Origin of the sequence: Roseomonas fluvialis, from assembly GCF_022846615.1 — a bacterium.
Lineage (GTDB): Bacteria > Pseudomonadota > Alphaproteobacteria > Acetobacterales > Acetobacteraceae > Neoroseomonas > Neoroseomonas fluvialis.
Genome location: NZ_AP025637.1, coordinates 4769259 through 4788682 on the forward strand (window position 1 = coordinate 4769259; position 19424 = coordinate 4788682).

The following is a 19424-nucleotide window of genomic DNA, read 5'->3' on the forward strand; positions in this document are numbered from 1 at the left end:
ACTGGTGCACCGGGCGCGCATGATGGTCTGGGCGCGGTCGCGCATTCGCGCTCCCGGCTCGAGGCGCGCCTCGGTCCGCATTCTCGTTTGCCCTCACGCGACGGAAGGCGGCCATCCGGCCGGCTTGCCTTCACGCCACGCGCTGGTGCACCGGGCGCGCATGATGGTCTGGGCGCGGTCGCGCATTCACGCTCCCGGATCGCGACACGCCTCGATCCGCCTCGCTGCGTCGGCGTGGCATAGGCGCAGGGTCGCACCTGCCGCGGTTGTCCCGCGCCACGCCGCGGGCTAAGCCTGCGCCGCCATGACGCCACCTCCGGACGCCATGCCCGGCCACGGCCCGGGCCCGTCCTCCACCACACCGTCCGAAGGCCCGCTGCCCGCGCTGCGCGCGTTGATCGCGGCCGGCACCATCACCGCCGACCCCGCGCAGGTGATGGCGGCCGAGAAGCTGCAGGACCTCTGGCGCCGCACCCGCGGCTACGACCCACGCCAGGACCCGCCCGACACGGGCGGCTTCCTCTCCCGCTTCTTCCGCCGCAAGGCCACCGAGGAAGCGCCCGCCGGCGCACCCATGGGCCTGTACCTGGTGGGCGAGGTCGGCCGCGGGAAGTCCATGCTGATGGACCTGTTCTTCGCGGCCGCCGAGGTGCCGCGCAAGAAACGCCTGCACTTCCACCAGTTCATGCAGCAGGTGCACCGGCGCATCCATGCCTGGAAGCTGCGCGACGCCGACGCGCCCGCGCCCGCCGACATCCACGACCACGACCCGATCCCGCCGCTCGCGGACAGCATCGTGGCCGAAGCCGCGCTGCTGTGTTTCGACGAATTCCAGGTGCACGACATCGCCGATGCCATGATCCTCGGCCGCCTGTTCGAAGCCCTGTTCGCCCGCGGGGTGGTGGTGGTTGCGACCTCGAACACCGCGCCCGATGACCTGTTCCGCGGCAAGCCCGGCCGCGACGCCTTCCTGCCCTTCATCACGTTGATCAAGAAGCGGATCGAGGTACTGGTCATCGAATCCGCGCGCGACTACCGGCGCGAACGCATCCGCGGCCTGCCGACCTGGCACGTGCCCCCCGATGGCCGCGCCGAGCGCGCTCTTGATGCCGCCTTCGCGGAACTGACCGGCGGCGCGCCGGCGTCAACCACCACCCTCACGCTGCTCGGCCGCGCGGTGGCGGTGCCGCAGGCGGCGCGCGGCGTCGCGCGATTCGCCTTCGACGAGATCTGCGGCCGCCCGCTCGGGCCGGCCGACTACCTGGCGGTCGCCACGCATTTCCACGCCATCGTGCTTGATGGCATCCCCCGCCTGGGGCCCGAGAATTTCGACAAGGCACGCCGCTTCATCACCCTGGTCGATACGCTCTACGAACACCGCGTGAAGCTGGTGGCAAGCGCCGAGGACGTGCCCGACCGGCTGTATGAACGCGGCGAGAACGCCGCGATGTTCGAACGCACCGCCTCCCGCCTGGTCGAGATGCAGTCCCAGGCCTACCTGGCGCTGCCGCACCTGACCTGACCGCAGCCGGTGCGACCCCTCCCGGGTCAAGTGACCTGGATCACGCTTCGCACTTTCCCTCGGCGGTCCGCCTGGGTATGGTGCGCGGCCTTTGTAACGCCCGGCAATGAATCGAGAGGTGAACCGCATGCGGCTCCTGGCATCCGCGCTGATCGTCCTGGCGAGCCTTGGCTGGAGTGCCGCGCCGTCCGAGGCACGCACCCGGGACCAGGCGCAGGCACAGTCCCGCCAGGGGACGCCGCAGGCGAGCCGCGCCTCCGCCACGCGCGCCGCCGCCGCCCCGCAGCGGCGCGAAGCCGCCAGCCGCAGCGCCACGTCCCGGCAAGCCACGTCGCAGCGCACCCCGGCGCGCGATGCCCGCGGCACCCGCCAGGCCTCGACCCGCAGCGCCGCCTCCGCCCGCGACGCCCGCGGGACGCGCCAGGCCGCCGCCCGGTCCGGCACGCGCCAGCAGCAGGCGGCGGTGAATTGCCGCGGCCGCAACTGCGCCCCGCGCACCCGCGCGGTCTCCTGGCAGGGCGGCCTCGAGCCGGCCACCAATGCGCAGGCCCATGCCTGCCCGACCGGCACCCTCGCGACCTTGGCGCATGGGCATTCGGACATCGTCCGCTGCATGCCCCTGTAACGGCCCAGCCTTGCCGGGCGGCGGGCCGCGGAGTAGGTAGCAGCGCGTTTTTGCGCACTGCACCAGACCCGAGGAAGGCTACATGGCCCGCAAGAAGATCGCGCTGATCGGCGCCGGCAACATCGGTGGCACGCTGGCCCACCTCATCGGCCTCAAGGAACTGGGCGACGTCGTGATGTTCGACGTCTTCCCGGGCGTGGCCGGGGGCAAGGCGCTCGACATCATGCAGTCCGGGCCGGTCGACGGCTTCGACAGCGCCATGGCAGGCACCGGCGACTATGCCGACATCGCGGGCTCGGACGTGGTGATCATCACCGCCGGCTTCCCGCGCATGCCGGGCATGAGCCGCGACGACCTGGTGTCCAAGAACGCCGGCGTCATCGCCCAGGTGGCCGAGGGCGTGAAGACGCATTGCCCGAACGCCTTCGTCATCGTCATCACCAATCCGCTCGATGCGATGGTGTGGGTGTTCCAGCAGAAGTCCGGCCTGCCCGCGAACAAGGTGGTCGGCATGGCGGGCGTGCTGGATTCCAGCCGCTTCCGGCTGTTCCTGGCCCAGGAATTCAACGTGAGCGTCGAGGACGTGACCGCCTTCGTGCTGGGCGGGCATGGCGACACCATGGTGCCGCTGACGCGCTATTCCACCGTGGCCGGCATTCCCGTGCCCGACCTGGTGAAGATGGGCTGGACGACGCAGGAGAAGGTGGACGCGATCGTCGCCCGCACCGCGAATGGCGGCGGGGAGATCGTGAAGCTGCTCGAGAAGGGCTCGGCCTTCTACGCCCCGGCCGCGAGCGCCATCGCGATGGCGGAATCCTACCTCAAGGACAAGAAGCGCGTGCTGCCCTGCGCCGCCTGGCTGACCGGGCAGTATGGCGTGAAGAACCTCTATGTCGGCGTGCCGGTCGTGATCGGCGCCGGCGGCGTGGAGCGGATCGTCGAGATCGAGCTGAACGCCACAGAGAAGGCCGCCTTCGACAAGTCCTGCGGCGCGGTGCAGGAACTGATCGACGCGTCGAAGAAGCTGGTGGGCTGACCCACCCTGGCCCGGACACCGCGCCGGGCCCTTTTCCTGTCCGCCCCGTCTCAGGGAACCCCCCGGCATGAACATCCACGAATACCAGGGCAAGGAGCTGCTGCGCCGCTATGGCGTGACGGTGCTCGACGGCCATGTCGCCTGGTCGGCCGACGAGGCCGTGGCGGCCGCGAAGCAGCTGCCCGGCCCGGTCTACGTCGTGAAGTCGCAGATCCATGCCGGCGGCCGCGGTGCGGGACGCTTCAAGGAAGACCCGAACGGCAAGGGCGGCGTGCGCGTCGTGAAGTCGATCGAGGATGTGCGCGCCGCCGCCGAGGCGATGATCGGCAAGACGCTGGTCACCAAGCAGACCGGCGAGCACGGCAAGGTCGTCAGCCGCGTCTATGTGGAAGACGGCTGCGACATCAAGCGTGAGCTGTATCTGGGCCTGCTGGTCGACCGCGACACCTCGCGCATCACCGTCATGGCCTCGACCGAAGGCGGCATGGAGATCGAGGAGGTGGCCGAGAACCACCCCGAGAAGATCCTGAAGGTCGCGGTCGACCCGGCCGCGGGGATCTCCGGCTTCCATTGCCGCAAGCTGGCCTTCGGCCTGGGCCTGGAAGGCAAGCAGGTCGCCGCCTTCACGAAGTTCGTGACCGCGCTGTACGGCGCCTATGTCGAGCTCGACTGCATGATCGTCGAGATCAACCCGCTGGTGGTGACCGGCAAGGGCGACATCGTGGCGCTCGATGCCAAGGTGTCCTTCGACGACAGCGCGCTGTACCGCCACAAGGACCTCGAAGCGCTGCGCGACGACAGCGAGATGGACCCGAAGGAACTCGACGCGGTCAAGAACGACCTGAACTACGTCGCGCTCGATGGCGAGATCGGCTGCATGGTGAACGGCGCGGGCCTGGCCATGGCGACGATGGACATCATCAAGCTGTACGGCAGCAGCCCGGCGAACTTCCTCGATGTGGGCGGCACCGCGAATGCGGCGCGCGTGACCGAGGCCTTCCGCATCATCACGTCGGACGCCAATGTGAAGGCGATCCTGGTCAACATCTTCGGCGGCATCGCCAAGTGCGACATGATCGCCGAGGGCATCGTGGTGGCGAGCAAGAACCTCGACCTCAAGGTGCCGCTGGTGGTGCGGCTCGAGGGCACCAACGTGGACCTCGGCAAGAAGATCCTGGCCGAGAGCGGCCTGGCCATCATCCCCGCCGACAACCTCGCCGACGCCGCCCAGAAGGTCGTCGCTGCAGTGAAGGGCGCGTAACGCCATGGCCGTTCTCGTCGACAAGAACACCCGCGTCATGACCCAGGGCTTCACCGGCGCCCAGGGCACCTTTCATGCGTCCCAGGGCATCGCCTATGGCTCGACCTATGTCGGCGGCACCACGCCCGGCAAGGGCGGCACGATGCACCCGGAACTGAACCTGCCGGTCTTCGACACGGTGGCGGAGTGCGTGGAGAAGACGCAGGCCAATGCCTCGGTCATCTACGTGCCCGCGCCCTTCGCGGCGGATGCCATCCTGGAAGCGATCGACGCCGAGCTGCCGCTCATCATCTGCATCACCGAGGGCATTCCCGTGCTCGACATGGTGAAGGTGAAGCGCGCGCTGTGCGGGTCGAAGTCGATCCTGGTCGGGCCGAACTGCCCGGGCGTCATCACGCCGGAAGCCTGCAAGATCGGCATCATGCCCGGCCACATCCACAAGCGCGGGTCGGTCGGCGTGGTCTCGCGCTCCGGCACCCTGACCTACGAAGCCGTGGCGCAGACCACCGCGGCGGGGCTCGGCCAGTCCTCCTGCGTCGGCATCGGCGGCGACCCGGTAAAGGGCATGGACTTCATCGACGTGCTGGAGCTGTTCCTCAAGGACGACGAGACCAAGTCCATCGTCATGATCGGCGAGATCGGCGGCCAGTCCGAAATCATGGCGGCGGAATATCTCAAGCGCGAGAATTTCGGCCCCGGCAAGCCGAACAAGCCGGTGGTGGGCTTCATCGCCGGCGCCACCGCCCCCCCGGGGCGGCGCATGGGCCATGCCGGCGCCGTGATCTCGGGCGGCAAGGACACGGCCGAGGCCAAGATGGACGCCATGAAGGCCGCCGGCATCCATGTGGCGGACAGCCCCTCCGCCCTGGGGTCGACCATGGTCAAGGCGCTCAAGCGCTGAGACCCGAAAGGCCTGCCACCGGCGGGCCGCAAGGGGTATGGTAAGGGATGGCGCCGCAACCTCCCCGGGGGTTGTGGCGACGACCCGCATCAAGAACCGAGGAAGGTGACCGGCGGCCGATCCGCCGGCACGGAGAAGAACGATGGCTGGAGTGGACGTCCTCGCAACCGCGATGACCGGCGCGAATGCCGCCTACCTGGCGGATCTCTATGCCCGATGGGCCGAGAAGCCCGACAGCGTCGATCCCTCCATGGCGGAACTCTTCGCCGCGCTGAATGACGAGGCGCGCGCGGTCCTCACCGACGCCACCGGCGCGTCCTGGGCCCCGCGCATCCGCGGCGCCTTCGGCCCCGATCCCGAGACCCCGGCCCCCGCGGCCCGGCGCGCGACCGATGCGCCCGCCGTCCAGGCCGCGACCGCCGAGGCCGCGCGCCGCCAGGTGCTCGACAGCCTGCGCGCGCTGATGCTGATCCGCTCCTACCGCGTGCGCGGGCATCTGGAAGCGCAGCTCGATCCGCTCGGCCTGACCGCGCCCAAGGCGCATCCGGAGCTCGACCCCAAGACCTACGGCTTCACCGAAGCCGACATGGACCGCCCGATCTTCCTGGACTTCGTGCTCGGCAAGGAAAGCGCGACGCTGCGGGAGATCATGGCGATCTGCCGCGCGTCGTATTGCGGGCCGATCGGCGTCGAGTTCATGCACATCCAGGACCCCGACCAGAAGTCCTGGATCCAGCGCCGCATCGAAGGCGCGCCCTGGCTGACCGCCTTCGACGCCGCCACCAAGAAGGAGCTGCTCGCGGACCTCACCAAGGCCGAGGGCTTCGAGGCCTTCTGCGCGAAGAAGTTCGTCGGCACCAAGCGCTTCGGCCTGGAAGGCGGTGAATCCACCATCCCCGCCCTGGAAGCGGTGATCGAGACCGCGGCCGCCGGCGGCGTGAAGGAAATCGCCATCGGCATGGCCCATCGCGGCCGCCTCAACGTGCTCGTGAACGTGGTCAAGAAGCCCTACGTGCAGGTCTTCTCCGAATTCAAGGGTGTGGGCGCCAACCCTGACGACGTGCAGGGTTCGGGCGACGTGAAGTACCACCTTGGCACCTCCACCGACATGGAGATCGGCGGGCACATGGTGCACCTGTCGCTCCAGCCGAATCCCTCGCACCTGGAAGCGGTGAACCCGGTGGTCGCCGGCAAGGTGCGCGCGCGCCAGGACATGGCCGGCGACACCAAGGGCCGCCGGTCGGTCATGGGCATCCTGCTGCATGGCGATGCCGCCTTCGCCGGCCAGGGCGTGGTGTACGAGACGCTGGCGATGTCCCAGCTGATCGGCTACCGCACCGGCGGCACGGTGCACATCGTCACCAACAACCAGATCGGCTTCACCACCGTCGCGGCGCACGCCTATTCCGGCCTGTACTGCACCGACGTGGCGAAGGCGATCCAGGCGCCGATCCTGCACGTCAACGGCGACGACCCCGAGGCGGTGCTGTTCTGCGCCCGCATGGCCGCCGAATTCCGCATGACCTTCGGCGCCGACATCGTGCTGGACATCGTCTGCTACCGCCGCCACGGCCACAACGAGAGCGACGAGCCCGCCTTCACCCAGCCCATCATGTACAACCGCATCAAGGAAATGCGCACCACGCGCACCCTGTATGCCGAGAAACTGGCGCGCGAGGGTTCGCTCGCCGCCGAAGACTCGAAGGCGATGTACGACGCCTTCAACGCCACGCTGGAGGATGCCTTCCAGGCCGCGCAATCCTTCCGCCCGAACAAGGCGGACTGGCTGGAAGGCCACTGGTCCGGCCTGAAGTCGGCCACCGCCGGCGAGGAAGTCGAGAAGCTGCACGAAACCGCCGTGCCGCTCGACACCCTGCGCGAGGTGGGCGGCGCGCTGTGCCGCGTGCCGGCCGATTTCGGCGTGAACCCCAAGATCGCCCGCCAGCTCGAAGCCAAGAAGCAGTCCATCGAAACCGGCGAAGGCATCGACTGGGCGACCGGCGAAGCGCTCGCCTTCGGCACGCTGCTGCTGGAAGGCCACCGCGTGCGCCTGTCGGGCGAGGACGTGCAGCGCGGAACCTTCTCCCACCGCCACGCCTACCTGATCGACCAGGCGACGCAGGCGGAATACGTCCCGCTGAACAACATCCGCGCCGGCCAGCCGAAGTTCGAGGCCTTCAACTCCCTGCTGGCGGAATTCGGCGTGCTCGGCTTCGACTACGGCTACACCTTGGCCGACCCGCAGACGCTGGTGCTGTGGGAAGGCCAGTTCGGCGATTTCGCCAACGGCGCGCAGGTCATCATCGACCAGTTCATCGCCTCGGGCGAGACCAAGTGGCTGCGCATGTCGGGCCTGGTGATGCTGTTGCCGCATGGCTACGAGGGCCAGGGGCCGGAGCATTCCTCCGCCCGGCTCGAGCGCTACCTGCAGCTCTGCGCCGAACGCAACATGCGCGTGTGCAACTTCACCACGCCGGCCAACTACTTCCATGCGCTGCGCCGCCAGCTGAAGGCCAACTACCGCAAGCCGCTGGTGCTGATGACGCCGAAGTCCCTGCTGCGCCACAAGCTGGCGGTCAGCTCGCTCTCGGAATTCGGCCCCGGCAGCGCCTTCCGCTACGTGATCCCCGAGATCGACGCGATCGCGCCCGAGGAGAAGGTGAAGCGCGTCGTGTTGTGCACCGGCAAGGTCTACTACGACCTGCTGGCCGAACGGCGCGAGAAGGCCATCGATGACGTCGCCATCGTGCGCGTCGAGCAGATGTTCCCCTTCCCGGCGAACAGCCTGGCCAAGGCGCTGGCACCCTACCGCAACGCCGAGGTGGTGTGGTGCCAGGAGGAGCCCGAGAACATGGGCGCCTGGACCTTCATGGACCGCCGCATCGAGAAGGTGCTGCGCACCCTCGACATCGCGGCCAAGCGCCCCGACTACGTGGGCCGCGAGGATGCGGCGAGCCCCGCCACCGGCCTCGCGCGCATCCACGCCCAGCAGCAGGAAGCCCTGGTGCGTTCGGCTCTCGGGCTGTGACGCGCCACATGACAAAGCGCGCTGCGAAGCGCGACGTTACAAAGCGCGCCGTGACGCGCGACACGACGATCAACGGACGGCAGACATGACCGACATCCTGGTTCCCACGCTCGGCGAGAGCGTTTCCTCCGCGACCGTGGCGCGCTGGCTGAAGAAGGCCGGCGAGGCGGTGGCGGCCGACGAGCCGCTGGTGGAACTCGAGACCGACAAGGTCACGGTCGAGGTCAACGCGCCCTCCGCCGGCGTGCTGGAAGCCATCTCCGCCGCCGAGGGCGCGGAGGTCGCGCCGGGGTCGGTGCTCGGGTCGATCGTCGCCGGTGGCGCCGCCGCCGCGCCAAAGGCCGCCGCCCCCGCACCCGCGGCCGGCGCCCCGCCGGTGCCGCATGTCGAGTCGCCGCGCGCCGTGACGGGCCCTGTTGCCGTGCCCGGTGCGCCATCCGGCTCCGCGCCGGCGGCTGCGCAGGGCGCCGCGCCCCTGCCCGCCGCCGCCAAGATGATGGCCGAGACGGGCGCCACCGCCGCGGCGGTCGGCACCGGCACGGGCAAGGATGGCCGCATCACCAAGGGCGACGTGCTCGACTACCTGGCCCGCCCCGCGCCCGCCGCCGCTGCACCCGCGGCACCCAAGCCAGCCCGCGCGCCGGAATCCGGCGAGGAGCGCGTGAAGATGACGCGCCTGCGCGCCACCATCGCGCGCCGCCTGAAGGAAGCGCAGAACACCGCCGCCATGCTCACCACCTTCAACGAGGTGGACATGGGCGCGGCCATGGCGCTGCGCAGCGAATACAAGGACGTGTTCGAGAAGAAGCACGGCGTGAAGCTCGGCTTCATGTCCTTCTTCGTGAAGGCCTGCGTCGCCGCGCTGAAGGAATTCCCGGCGGTCAATGCCGAGATCGACGGCGACGAGATCGTCTACAAGAACTTCGTGCACATGGGCATCGCGGTGGGCGGCCCCTCGGGCCTGGTCGTGCCGGTGGTCCGCCACGCCGACACGCTCTCGTTCGCCGAGATCGAGAAGACCATCGGCGCCTTCGGCAAGAAGGCGCGCGACGGCGCGCTGAAGCTCGACGAGCTCGCCGGCGGGTCCTTCACCATCACCAATGGCGGCATCTACGGATCGCTGATGTCGACCCCCATCCTGAACCCGCCGCAGTCCGGCATCCTGGGCATGCACAAGATCCAGGACCGGCCGATGGCGGTGGGCGGAAAGGTCGAGATCCGTCCGATGATGTACATCGCGCTGTCCTACGACCACCGGATCGTCGACGGGAAGGAAGCAGTGTCCTTCCTGGTGCGCGTGAAGGAAAGCATCGAGGATCCGCGGCGTCTGATGCTCGACATCTGACGCGCGCCCAAGGCCGCATGCGGCCCAACCCAGAACGGAAGACAACCATGCGAAGCCGGGACGGCCAGTTCTCCGACGCACGCCCCATCCAGCGCAGCCGCGGGGAGAAGGAAAAGCTGCTGCGCGAACTCAAGGACACGCTGGCGGGCCTCAAGCCGCACGCGTCGCCCTCCATGCGCACCACCCTGCTCGCGCGCATCCGCGAGATCGAGGCCGAGCTGGGCATGAGCGGTAAGAAGTAGCCGCTCACCCCTTCAGCGGCAGCAGGATGTCCGTCAGCCATTCCGCCGGCGGCAGCGCCCGACAGTCATTGAGGTATTCCTCCATGACCGGCGCATCCGCCGGCTCCTCGTTGCTGCCCGGCAGCCAGCGCCCGTACAGCCAGTCATAGGCGCGCTCAAGCTCCGCATAGGGCCCCTTGAAGCGCAGCGCCGCCACGCGGGCGAAGCCCGGCACCTCGACGATCCGCACCTCGCCCTCGCCCGCCACCTCGGCCCCGACGGTGAAGCCTGCCTCGGATCGCAGCTCGGCATCCGGCATGCTGGTCGGGTCATCGAGGTATAGCGCCACGAAGCGTGTTTCCGCCCCGATCAGCCCGCGTCCGCCGCCCCATGCCATCAGCCGGTCGAAGGCGGCGCCGATGCCCTCGAACACGCCCAGATGGCGCAGCACCACCAGGCGCATCGGCGCGCTGTCGCGGATCTCCACGGTGAACATCGCCCGCTCCGCCTGCGTGTCACGATCGATCGGGAATCCCAGCCCGCCACGGGCGCGATACGCCGCCGGCGGAATGCCATAGGCGGCGCGGAAGGCCCGGGTGAAGGCGGCCTGGCTGCCATAGCCGGCGCGCCTGCCCACCACCGCGACCGGTTCGCCCGACTTCAACAGCGCCACCGCCGCACCCATCAGCCGGGCCCGTGCGGCGGTCTGCGCCGGCGTCTCGCCCGAGATCGCGCGATAGACCCGGTGGAAATGGAAGGGCGAGAAGGCGGCCGCCGCGGCCAGCGCCTCCAGCCCCGGCGGGTCGTCCGGCGATGCCGCGATCAGCGCCATGGCGCGCGTGATGCGCGCCGCATAGTCCCGTCCCGTCCGTGCCCGTGGCGCCATCGCCGTCCTCTCCCGCAATGTGCCCCTCATGCCACGGGCGCGCTTGATCGCGCTTGCGCAGTTGCGCCCGGCCCGGATGATGCGCGGCATGTCGCGCATCGCCATCGGCACCATCCTGCCCTCCTCCAACCGCGTGGTGGAGCGCACCACGGCCGCGCTGCTGCGCCACCTGCCCGGCATCGACCACTGCGCCGCGCGCATCCCCTATGCGCCCGATGGCAGCGGCCAGCCGGCGGGTGCCTATGACGCGCCCTCCTATGCCGACGCCGCGCGGCTGCTCGGCCATGCCGGCGTCGCGGCGGTGTGCTGGAACGGCACGCGCGGCGCCGCGCTCGGCCTGCCCGCCGACCGCGCGCTGATCGCCTCCCTCGCCGCCGAAGCACACTGCCCCGCCACCACCACCGCCATCTTCACCGCCGCCTGGCTGCGGCGCCGGGGCGCGCGCCGCATCGCACTCGTGCTGCCCGGTACCGTCGCGGAAGGTGCGGCCCACATCGCCGGCTTCGCGGCCGAGGGCATCGAGACCGTCGCAGCGCACGGCCTCGGCTGCCCCGACAACCTCTCCGCCGCCGCCGTCGCGTCCACCGCCATCATCGACGCCGTGCACACCGTGGCGACCGAGGCGCGACCCGACGCCATCCTGGTCTGGAGCACCAACCTCCACGGCCTCGACGCCATGGCACCGCTGGAAGCCGCGCTCGGCATCCCGGTGCTCGACAGCGCCGCGCTCGGCGTCGCCGCGCTGCTCGACCGGGCAGGTATCGACACCGCGCCGCTCGCACATTTCGGGCGCGTCTTCGCCACGCCCTGAAGCGATTCAGCGCCCCCGCGCGCATCCACGCGCATACAGCGCGCGTAGGGCCCATGAAGCCCCGGAGCGCCCCATGTCCCCCCGCCTTGCCGCCATCCTCGCCCTGGCCCTGCTGGTCCCCGGCCTCGCGCAGGCCAGCCCCCTCGCCGGCACCTGGCGTGCCGCGCAGGGCGGCCAGTCGGTCGAGATCACCCTGCAGCCCGATGGCCGATTCGCCCGCCGCGACCGCGGCCCCGACGGCACCGCCATGACCGTCTCCGGCCACTGGACGCTGGCTGATGCCGGCCCCTGGCTGCGCCTGACCATCGAGGACTGGGCCCCACGCCGCGCCTGCGGCCTCATCGGCTGCACGCCCATCCGCATGATCCCCGGCGAAACCTATCGCTACGCCCTGCAGCCCGACGGCACGCTGCTGCTCGAGGATACCGGCGGGCGCATCGCCCTGCGGCGGGAGGGCTGACGCCATGACCCGCACGCAAGGCCGCGAAGGCGCCGCCCTGGTCCTGGCCGAGGACCTCGACCAGTGCCGCGCCGGCTTCGGCGCGCTGCTCGCCCGCGCCGACCTGCCCGCCGCCGCCGCGGCCGAACTCCGCCGCCGCTACGGCGAACCCCACCGCGCCTATCACGACGCCGCGCATGTCGGGCTGCTCTGGCTGCGCCACTTGCTGCATGGCGGCGACCCGGGCGATCGCGACTTCGCCCTGGCCTTGCTGTTCCACGACGCGATCTACGACCCGATGGCCAAGGACAACGAGGACGCCTCCGCAGCGCTGCTCGCGCAACTCGTGCCGGGCGACACGACTTGGGCGCAGGACGCCATCCGCGCCACCGCCGACCACCTGGCCTATGCCGGGACGGATTGCCGGGTGCAGCGGCTGCTCGACCTCGACCTCACGCCGCTGGCGGAACTGCCCGACGTCTTCGCGCGCAACACCGGCTTCCTGCGCCGCGAATACGCCGCGGTGGACGAAGCGCGCTGGCGTGCCGGCCGCGGCGCGGTGCTCGCCCGCTTCCTGGAGGCACCCGCCATCTTCCGCACCCGCCTCGCCACGACCTATGAGGCACGGGCGCGCGAGAACCTCACGGCTGCGCTGGCGGAGCTCCGCGCGGCGGCATGAAGCGGAAGGCGCCGGCGGTGACGATGCCGAGGGCCAGGCCTTCCAGCGCCCCGCCGACCAGCCCACCCAGCACCAGCGACACCGGTGTCATCGACGCCGGCCCGACCAGCCAGCGCATGCTGCCCAGCAGCGCGCCGAGCATGAAGCCGACCATCACCACCCGCGTCCAGGACGCGCGTTCGCGCACCACGCGGTCCAGCACGCGCCCCTGCGCCTGCCCATAGAGCAGCCCCGCCACGACGCCCTTCAGCGCCGCGCCCATCAGCACGAACAGCTCGATCGGCATGCTGCCCACCTGCTGCACAAGCCCGCCCTGGACCAGGTTGATCACCAGCGCAGTGAGATACCCGGCCACCGCCGTCGCCACGATCCAGGCACCGAGCGGAAGGTCCGGATAGGCATGGCGCAGCGCCGCACCCTGCGCGGCGCCGAGGCAGGCGCCCAGCACCGCCCCGCCGACGGCCTGGAGCAGCGGCACGAGCACGCCCACAAGCCCCGGCGCCATCACCGGCAGCAGCAGCGCGTTCCAGACCGCCGCGAGCGCGAGGCCGACCCCGCTGCCTGCGGCGCAGGCGAGGATCCAGCGGCCGCCATGGCCGGGCGGAAGGGACCATTCGGACATGGGTTCAGTCTCCGCGGCCAGGCAGGTGTCGACGCAGGTGATGCGCCACGGGGCAAGTCATGTGCTCTCTCCCGGCAGGGTCACGTCGACCCAGCCACGCGCATCCATCCGCGCCTGGTCGCCGGGCAGCAGCAACACGGTGGTGGTGTCGCTCTCGATGATGGCAGGGCCGGCCACCTGCTGGCCATCCGCCAGCGCGGCGAAGTCGAAGACCGGCAGGTCGTGTTCGGCGCCCTCCAGCCGCGCGCGGCGCGTAGCAAAGGGTGCGGCCGGCGCGCGCGCGGCCACGGCGGGCGGGGCGGGCATGGGCGGCAGGCGGCCAATCACCGCCAGGCGCGCGTTGACCAGCACCACCTCCTCGCCGGCCAGCGCGTAGGTGAACAGCGATTCGTGGCGCGCGTGGAAGGCCGCAGTCACCCGCGCGGCCAGGCCCGGCGCATCCCAGGCCACCCCATCGAGCGGCACGGCGATCTCGAAGACCTGCTCGCCATAGCGCATGTCGGCCGCACGCTTCGTCTCGACCGCGCCGCCGAACCAGGCGCCGACGCGCGCACGGCCCTCGCTCTCGAGCCCGGCCCAGATGCTGCGCAGCGCATCGTCGTCGGGCACGCCGCCGGCGCCGATCTCGCTGCGCGCCATCTCGTAGCGCAGGTCGGTGTGCAACATGCCCCAGGCGGACAGCCCCGCGGCGAAGACCGGCACCGCGACGCGCATGACACCCAGTTCGCGCGCCACCGCGCTGGCATGCAGCCCCGCGGCGCCGCCGAAGGCGAGCAGCGTGAAGTCGCGCGGATCGACGCCGCGGCGCACGGTGGCAACGCGGATGCCATCCGCCATGCGGACATTCGCTAGCCGATGCACCCCCTCCGCCGCCGCCATGGCGTCGATGCCGAGCGACGCGCCGAGCCGCCCGAAGGCTGCCAGCGCGCCGTCGCGATCCAGCTTGCGCGCACCGCCGAGGAAGTTGTTCGCGTCGAGGTAGCCGAGCACCAGGTTCGCATCCGTCACCGCCGGTTCGGTGCCGCCCTGCCCATAGGCCACAGGCCCGGGCACCGCACCAGCACTGCGCGGCCCGACCTGCAGCGTGCCACCCGCGCCGACATGCCCGATCGACCCGCCGCCCGCGCCAAGCGTCACGATGTCCAGGCTCTCGAGCGCGATGCGCTCCCCCGCCACGGTGCGCCCGCGGCCGAGTGCCGCCTCGCCATCCTGCACTAGCGCGATGTCGGTCGAGGTGCCGCCGACATCGAAGGTGATGAGGTCCTGCCCCAGCCCACGCTGCGCCAGCGCAACGCCTGCCGCAACTCCGCCCGCCGGGCCCGACAACGCGGTGCCGGCCGCGAGCCGCGCGGCTTCCTCGACCGGTGCCACGCCGCCATGGGAGAGAATCACGAAGACGGGGCCGTGGTAGCCGGCATCGCCGAGCCGCCCGCGCAGCCGCGCGAGATACCGCGACACCACCGGCCCGACATAGGCGTTCACGCAGGCGGTCGAGAAGCGCTCGAACTCCTTGATCTGCGGCAGCACCTCGGCGGAGGTGGTCACGAACACGCCGGGCAGCGCGGCGCGCACGGCCTCGGCGGCTTCGCGTTCATGGGCATCGTCGCGCCAGGCATGCAGGAAGCAGATCGCCACCGCCTCGACCTGTTCGGCGCGCAGCGTGGTGATGGCGGCGTCCAGTGATGCGCGGTCCAGCGGCTGTTCGACGCGACCATCGGGACGGATGCGCTCGCGCACCGGCAGGCGCAGGCGGCGCGGCACCAGCGCCGGCGCGGCGGGCAGGCGCAGGTCGTAGCGCTCGGGCTTCAGCCCCTCGCGCATCTCGATGACGTCGCGATGGCCTTCGGTGGTCAGCATCGCCACCTTCGCGCCACGGCGTTCCAGCAGTGCATTCGTCGCGACCGTGGTGCCGTGCACGATGCGCTCGGTGCGCGCGAGAAGGTCGGGCAGCGCGAGGCCGAGGCGCTGCGCCAGCACGGCCAGGCCAGCCACCACGCCTTCGCTCTGGTCGGCGGGCGTGGAGGCTGCCTTCGCCAGCGTGGTCATGCCATCGGCGGCGACGCAGACCACGTCGGTGAAGGTGCCGCCGACATCGACGCCGATGCGATAGGTCGGCTGGCCTCGCAGTGTCGCGGCCCGATCATCGGGCGCGCTCACAGCAGCCCCTCCTGGGCGTCGCGCGCACGCGCCGCCGGGTCACGCTTATCCGGTGGTCCCCAACCGCCACCGCCTCCGGCACGCACATGCAGCGTATCGCCGGGGGCGAGCGCAATGCCGACTTCCTTGGTGCGCAGGTCGCGCGAGGTGCCGTCGGCGCGATCCAGCGTGTAGTGATGCGGCGCCGCGTCCTGGCCGCCCAGCATCCCCGCCGCGCCATAGCGCACGCCATCGCCCGCGGTGTTCGCCACCGCCGGGCCATCCGTCTCCAGCCGCATCACGAGTTCGCCGCCCAAGCCACCGCGATAGGTGCCATCCCCCGCGCTGCCCGGGCGGAATTCGTGCCTGGCGAAGAACAACGGAAAGCGCGCTTCCGCCATCTCGACAGACCCGAATTTCAGCCCGCCCGCCGAATGCCATTCGCCGGCGGTGGACCAGCCATCGCCCTGCGACGACCCACCGCCACCCGGCCGCGCATGGAACAGGTGCCACACGAAGGACCGGCCAGGCCGCCGCGCATCACTGCCCTTGATCGCCACGCGGAAGCGCCGGCCCCAGCCGCCCATCGCACGGTCCGGGCACGCATGCGCCAGCGCCTTCACCACCGCCTCCACGATCTCGTTCGAACAGTGCGAGGTGCACATCGTCACCGGCGCGCCTTCGCGCGGGAGCACGATGGTGCCTTCCTTCGCGATGATCTCGATGGGGCGGAAGCAGCCGTCGTTCTTCGCGACCTCGGGGTCGAGCAGGAAGGCGATCGCCATGCGCACCGCGCTGACCGTGTTGGGCCAGGACGAATTCAGGAAGGAAGGCACCTGCGGCGCCGACGCCGACAGGTCCACGGTGATGGAATCGCCACGCTTGGTCACCGTCGCGCGGATCGGGATATCCTGCTGCCCGAAGCCGTCATCGTCCAGGAAGGCCTCACCGGTCCAGGTGCCATCGGCCCAGCCGGCGATGATGCGGCGCGCATGCGCCTCCGACAGCGCCATGATGCCCGTGGCCGCGGCATCCGCCAGCGCCGCGCCGTGCTTCGCCACCACGGCGTGCAGCCGCTTCTCGCCCAGATGCGCCGCGCCGATCATCGCCATCAGGTCGCCGCGCACCTCCCGCGGCAGGCGGGTGTTGGTCACGATCATCCGCACCAGGTCGGCGCGCGGCACGCGCCCCTGCCCGAGCAGGATCGGCGGCAGGCGCAGCCCTTCCTGGAAGATCTCGGTCGCCGCGGGGTTGTAGGCGCCATGCGTACCGCCGCCGATATCGGTGTGGTGCGCCCGCACCACCGACCAGAACAGCAGCCGCCCTTCACCAAACACCGGCACGATGATGGTCAGGTCCGGCAAATGCGACCCACCGTGATAGGGGTCGTTGAGCAGATAGATGTCACCGTCCCGCACCGCATCGCCGAAGGCTTCCACCACCGCCTGCACGGCAAAGGGCATGGCGCCGACATGCACCGGGATGTGGTCTGCCTGCGCCAGCAGCCTCGCCTGCGCGTCGCACAGCGCGATCGAGAAATCGCGCGAGGAATTCAGGATCTGCGAATAGGCAGTGCGCAGCATCGCCTCGCCCATTTCCTCCACGATCGCGCGGAAGCGGTTGTCGAGGACCGAGAGCGTCACGGGATCGGGCGTGGTCATGGGCGGAACGCTCCGGCGCGCGGGCGCCGCCGTCAAGGCTTCGCAGCGCGCCCGGGCCGCGCCATCATCGGCGCAAGCATAGGGAAGGAAGCGCCATGACCGTCACCGTCGAGACCCCCGACCTGCGCATCGTCACGGACGGGCTGCGCTTTCCCGAAGGGCCGGTCTGCATGCCGGATGGCTCGGTCGCGCTGGTCGAGATCGAGGCGCGGCGCATCACGCGCGTCGCCGCGAACGGCGCGAAATCCACCATCACCACCGTGACCGGCGCGCCCAACGGCCTCGCGCCGGGGCCGAACGGGATGCTGTACGTCTGCAACAATGGCGGTTTCTCCTGGCACGAGGAACCCGGCCTGCTGCGCCCTGGCTTCCAGGCGGCCGACTATTCCGGCGGCCGCATCGAACGCGTGGACCCGGCGACCGGCTCCGTCGAGACGCTGATCCGCGCCGTCGATGGCCGCCCGCTGCGCGGCCCCAATGACCTGATGTTCGACGCGCATGGCGGCTTCTGGTTCAGCGACCTCGGCAAGGTCCGCGCGCGCGACCGCGACCATGGCGGCGCCTACTACGCGAAGGCCGATGGCAGCGGCGCGGTCGAGGCAGCTTTCCCGATCTTCGGTGGCGCCAACGGCATCGGCATCAGCCCCGATGGCAAGACCGTCTACGTGGCCGAGACCGAGACCGGCCGCCTCTGGGCCTGGGATGTCGAAGCACCGGGCAGGCTGCGCAAGGAACCCTGGCCATCCAGCAACGGCGGTCGCGTGATCTGCCAGTTCCCGGGCTATCGCCGCCTCGATTCCATCGCCATCGCCGCATCGGGCAACATCATCGTCGCCACGCTGGTCGCTGGCGAAATCACCACCGTCTCGCCCGCCGGCGAGATCCTGCGCGTGGTGAAGATGCCCGAGCGCATGCCCACCAACATCTGCTTCGGCGGCCCCGACATGCGCACCGCCTACATCACGCTGTCCACCAGCGGAAAGCTCGCCGCGATGCGATGGGACGAACCGGGCTTCCGCCTGCCGCACGGTTGACAGCCACGGCGTCGCGGGCGGAGGCTCCGCATCACAAGGGCGACGCCACAAGGCGCCAGCCCATGAGGGAGTATCGTCCATGTCCGGTCCCACGATCGGCCGCCGCGGCGCGCTTGCCGCCGGCCTCGCGCTGCCCTTCATTCGCCCCGCCACCGCCCAGACCACCGAGCCCTACGTGATGGGATCGCTGTTCCCCATGAGCGGCCCGAGCGCCGAATTCGGCGAGGCCTTCACCCGCGGCGCGCAGGTGGCGCTGCAACACATCGCCGCGGACAACATGCTGCGCCGCCCCGTGCGCCTGCAGTCCGAGGACAGCCAGGCGCTGCCGCAGCCATCCGTGGTCGGCATGAACAAGCTGATCAGCGTCGACCGCGCGCATTGGGTGCTGGTGTCCTGGACAGCCACGTCGAAGGCCGTCGCGCCGATCGGCGACCGCGCCAAGACCATCATGGTAAATGGCGGCGCCGTGGGGCCCGACCTCGCCGGTCTGTCGCCGTATTTCTGGAACGTCATCGCGCTCGCGCATCTCGAAGTGCAGGTGATGGTGCCGTTCCTGGTGCGCCAGCGGAACGCGAGGCGCGTGGCGCTGATCTATGTGGACGACCCGCTGGGCGACGGCATCCTGGGCCAGCTGCGCACCGCCCTGCCGCGCAACGGCGGCGAGCTGGTGGGCAGCTTCTCGGTGCCGCGCGCCGCGCAGCAATTCGGCCCCGTCGTGGCACGCGTGCGCCAGACGCGGCCCGATGCCGTCTATGTCGCATCCTTCGGCGCGCAGAACGCACAGATCGTGAAGGCGCTGCGCGACAATGGCGTGACGCAGACCATCTGTTCCTATTCCGCCTTCGGCATCGACAGCCTGCGCACCATGCCCGAGGCCGAGGGCGCGCTATTCACCTCGCAGAAGCTGGACCTGACCGGCGCGCATGCGCTTACGTCGCGCTTCGCCGCCGACTTCCAGGCGCGCTTCGGCCAGGCGCCGCTGGTCTATCACGCGAACTACTACAACGCGGCCTATCTGTTCGGGCTGCTGGCCAAGCAGGTGGAAGCCGCCGGCGGCACGGTGAACGGCGACAGCCTGCGCGCCGCGATGCTCGCCACCCGCAAGTTCGACCTGGTCGGCGGCGAGGGCGAGTTCGACGAACAGGGCAACATGCTCACCCAGATGCAGGTCAACGAGATCCGCGGCCAGCAATTCGTCGCCATCGGCTGACCGGGGC

At 70.6% G+C, this 19424-nt stretch carries 17 protein-coding genes; 13 read left to right on the forward strand and 4 right to left on the reverse strand.

The genetic code is table 11. From position 1 onward, the window contains the following. Positions 1-304 precede the first annotated feature (304 nt). From zapE to MWM08_RS22885, 8 genes are all read left to right on the forward strand, one after another. Positions 305-1522 carry a cell division protein ZapE gene (gene zapE / locus MWM08_RS22850; RefSeq protein ID WP_244408806.1) on the forward strand — a complete coding sequence of 406 codons (1218 nt, stop codon included), beginning with the start codon at positions 305-307 and terminating at the stop codon, positions 1520-1522. Between the two features lie 127 nt (positions 1523-1649). After that, positions 1650-2147 carry a hypothetical protein gene (locus MWM08_RS22855; RefSeq protein WP_244408807.1) on the forward strand — a complete coding sequence of 166 codons (498 nt, stop codon included), beginning with the start codon at positions 1650-1652 and terminating at the stop codon, positions 2145-2147. A gap of 82 nt (positions 2148-2229) precedes the next feature. Next, on the forward strand, positions 2230-3183 hold the full coding sequence (mdh, locus tag MWM08_RS22860; protein WP_244408808.1) for a malate dehydrogenase: 954 nt from the start codon (positions 2230-2232) through the stop codon (positions 3181-3183). A gap of 67 nt (positions 3184-3250) precedes the next feature. Then, positions 3251-4444, forward strand: coding sequence for an ADP-forming succinate--CoA ligase subunit beta (gene sucC / locus MWM08_RS22865; protein ID WP_244408809.1), 1194 nt, complete (start codon positions 3251-3253; stop codon positions 4442-4444). Positions 4445-4448: 4 nt separating this feature from the next. Next, positions 4449-5345, forward strand: a complete 897-nt coding sequence (sucD, locus tag MWM08_RS22870; RefSeq protein WP_244408810.1) for a succinate--CoA ligase subunit alpha — start codon at positions 4449-4451, stop codon at positions 5343-5345. Between the two features lie 142 nt (positions 5346-5487). Continuing rightward, positions 5488-8373, forward strand: coding sequence for a 2-oxoglutarate dehydrogenase E1 component (locus MWM08_RS22875; protein WP_244408811.1), 2886 nt, complete (start codon positions 5488-5490; stop codon positions 8371-8373). A gap of 85 nt (positions 8374-8458) precedes the next feature. After that, positions 8459-9718 carry a 2-oxoglutarate dehydrogenase complex dihydrolipoyllysine-residue succinyltransferase gene (gene odhB, locus MWM08_RS22880; protein ID WP_244408812.1) on the forward strand — a complete coding sequence of 420 codons (1260 nt, stop codon included), beginning with the start codon at positions 8459-8461 and terminating at the stop codon, positions 9716-9718. 47 nt (positions 9719-9765) lie between these two features. After that, entirely contained in the window at positions 9766-9960 is a 195-nt protein-coding gene (locus tag MWM08_RS22885) for a hypothetical protein (RefSeq protein WP_244408813.1), read from the forward strand. 4 nt (positions 9961-9964) lie between these two features. Here the strand turns inward: MWM08_RS22885 and MWM08_RS22890 are convergent, their stop codons facing one another. Next, entirely contained in the window at positions 9965-10771 is an 807-nt protein-coding gene (locus MWM08_RS22890) for an AraC family transcriptional regulator (RefSeq protein WP_244408814.1), read from the reverse strand. A 142-nt stretch (positions 10772-10913) separates the two neighbouring features. Here MWM08_RS22890 and MWM08_RS22895 point away from each other — a divergent pair, with 142 nt between their 5' ends. The 3 genes from MWM08_RS22895 (at position 10914) to MWM08_RS22905 (ending at position 12754) form a co-directional block, all read left to right on the forward strand. After that, positions 10914-11636, forward strand: coding sequence for a maleate cis-trans isomerase family protein (locus MWM08_RS22895; RefSeq protein ID WP_244408815.1), 723 nt, complete (start codon positions 10914-10916; stop codon positions 11634-11636). A gap of 73 nt (positions 11637-11709) precedes the next feature. Then, positions 11710-12096 (forward strand): hypothetical protein, encoded by a 387-nt coding sequence (locus tag MWM08_RS22900; RefSeq protein WP_244408816.1) that lies wholly within the window; start codon positions 11710-11712, stop codon positions 12094-12096. A 4-nt stretch (positions 12097-12100) separates the two neighbouring features. Further along, positions 12101-12754: an HD domain-containing protein gene (locus MWM08_RS22905; RefSeq protein WP_244408817.1), complete on the forward strand. Its 654-nt coding sequence runs from the start codon at positions 12101-12103 to the stop codon at positions 12752-12754. On the opposite strand, the gene MWM08_RS22910 is transcribed toward MWM08_RS22905, so the two are convergent. From MWM08_RS22910 to MWM08_RS22920, 3 genes are read right to left on the reverse strand one after another with little or no spacing between them, the layout of a single operon-like run. Then, positions 12717-13376 (reverse strand): hypothetical protein, encoded by a 660-nt coding sequence (locus tag MWM08_RS22910; RefSeq protein ID WP_244408818.1) that lies wholly within the window; start codon positions 13374-13376, stop codon positions 12717-12719. The two genes, MWM08_RS22905 and MWM08_RS22910, sit on opposite strands and share 38 nt — an antisense overlap. A gap of 57 nt (positions 13377-13433) precedes the next feature. After that, a complete protein-coding gene (locus MWM08_RS22915; protein WP_244408819.1) occupies positions 13434-15533 on the reverse strand; it encodes a hydantoinase/oxoprolinase family protein in 2100 nt (699 codons plus the stop codon). Further along, complete coding sequence (locus tag MWM08_RS22920) at positions 15530-17173, reverse strand: hydantoinase B/oxoprolinase family protein (protein ID WP_244408820.1); 1644 nt, start codon at positions 17171-17173, stop codon at positions 15530-15532. Before MWM08_RS22920 ends, MWM08_RS22915 begins: the two co-directional genes overlap by 4 nt. A 95-nt stretch (positions 17174-17268) precedes the next feature. Between MWM08_RS22920 and MWM08_RS22925 the strand changes: the two genes are divergently transcribed. Beyond that, positions 17269-18207 carry an SMP-30/gluconolactonase/LRE family protein gene (locus MWM08_RS22925; protein WP_244408821.1) on the forward strand — a complete coding sequence of 313 codons (939 nt, stop codon included), beginning with the start codon at positions 17269-17271 and terminating at the stop codon, positions 18205-18207. Positions 18208-18286: 79 nt separating this feature from the next. Beyond that, entirely contained in the window at positions 18287-19417 is a 1131-nt protein-coding gene (locus tag MWM08_RS22930; protein ID WP_244408822.1) for an ABC transporter substrate-binding protein, read from the forward strand. Positions 19418-19424 lie beyond the last annotated feature (7 nt).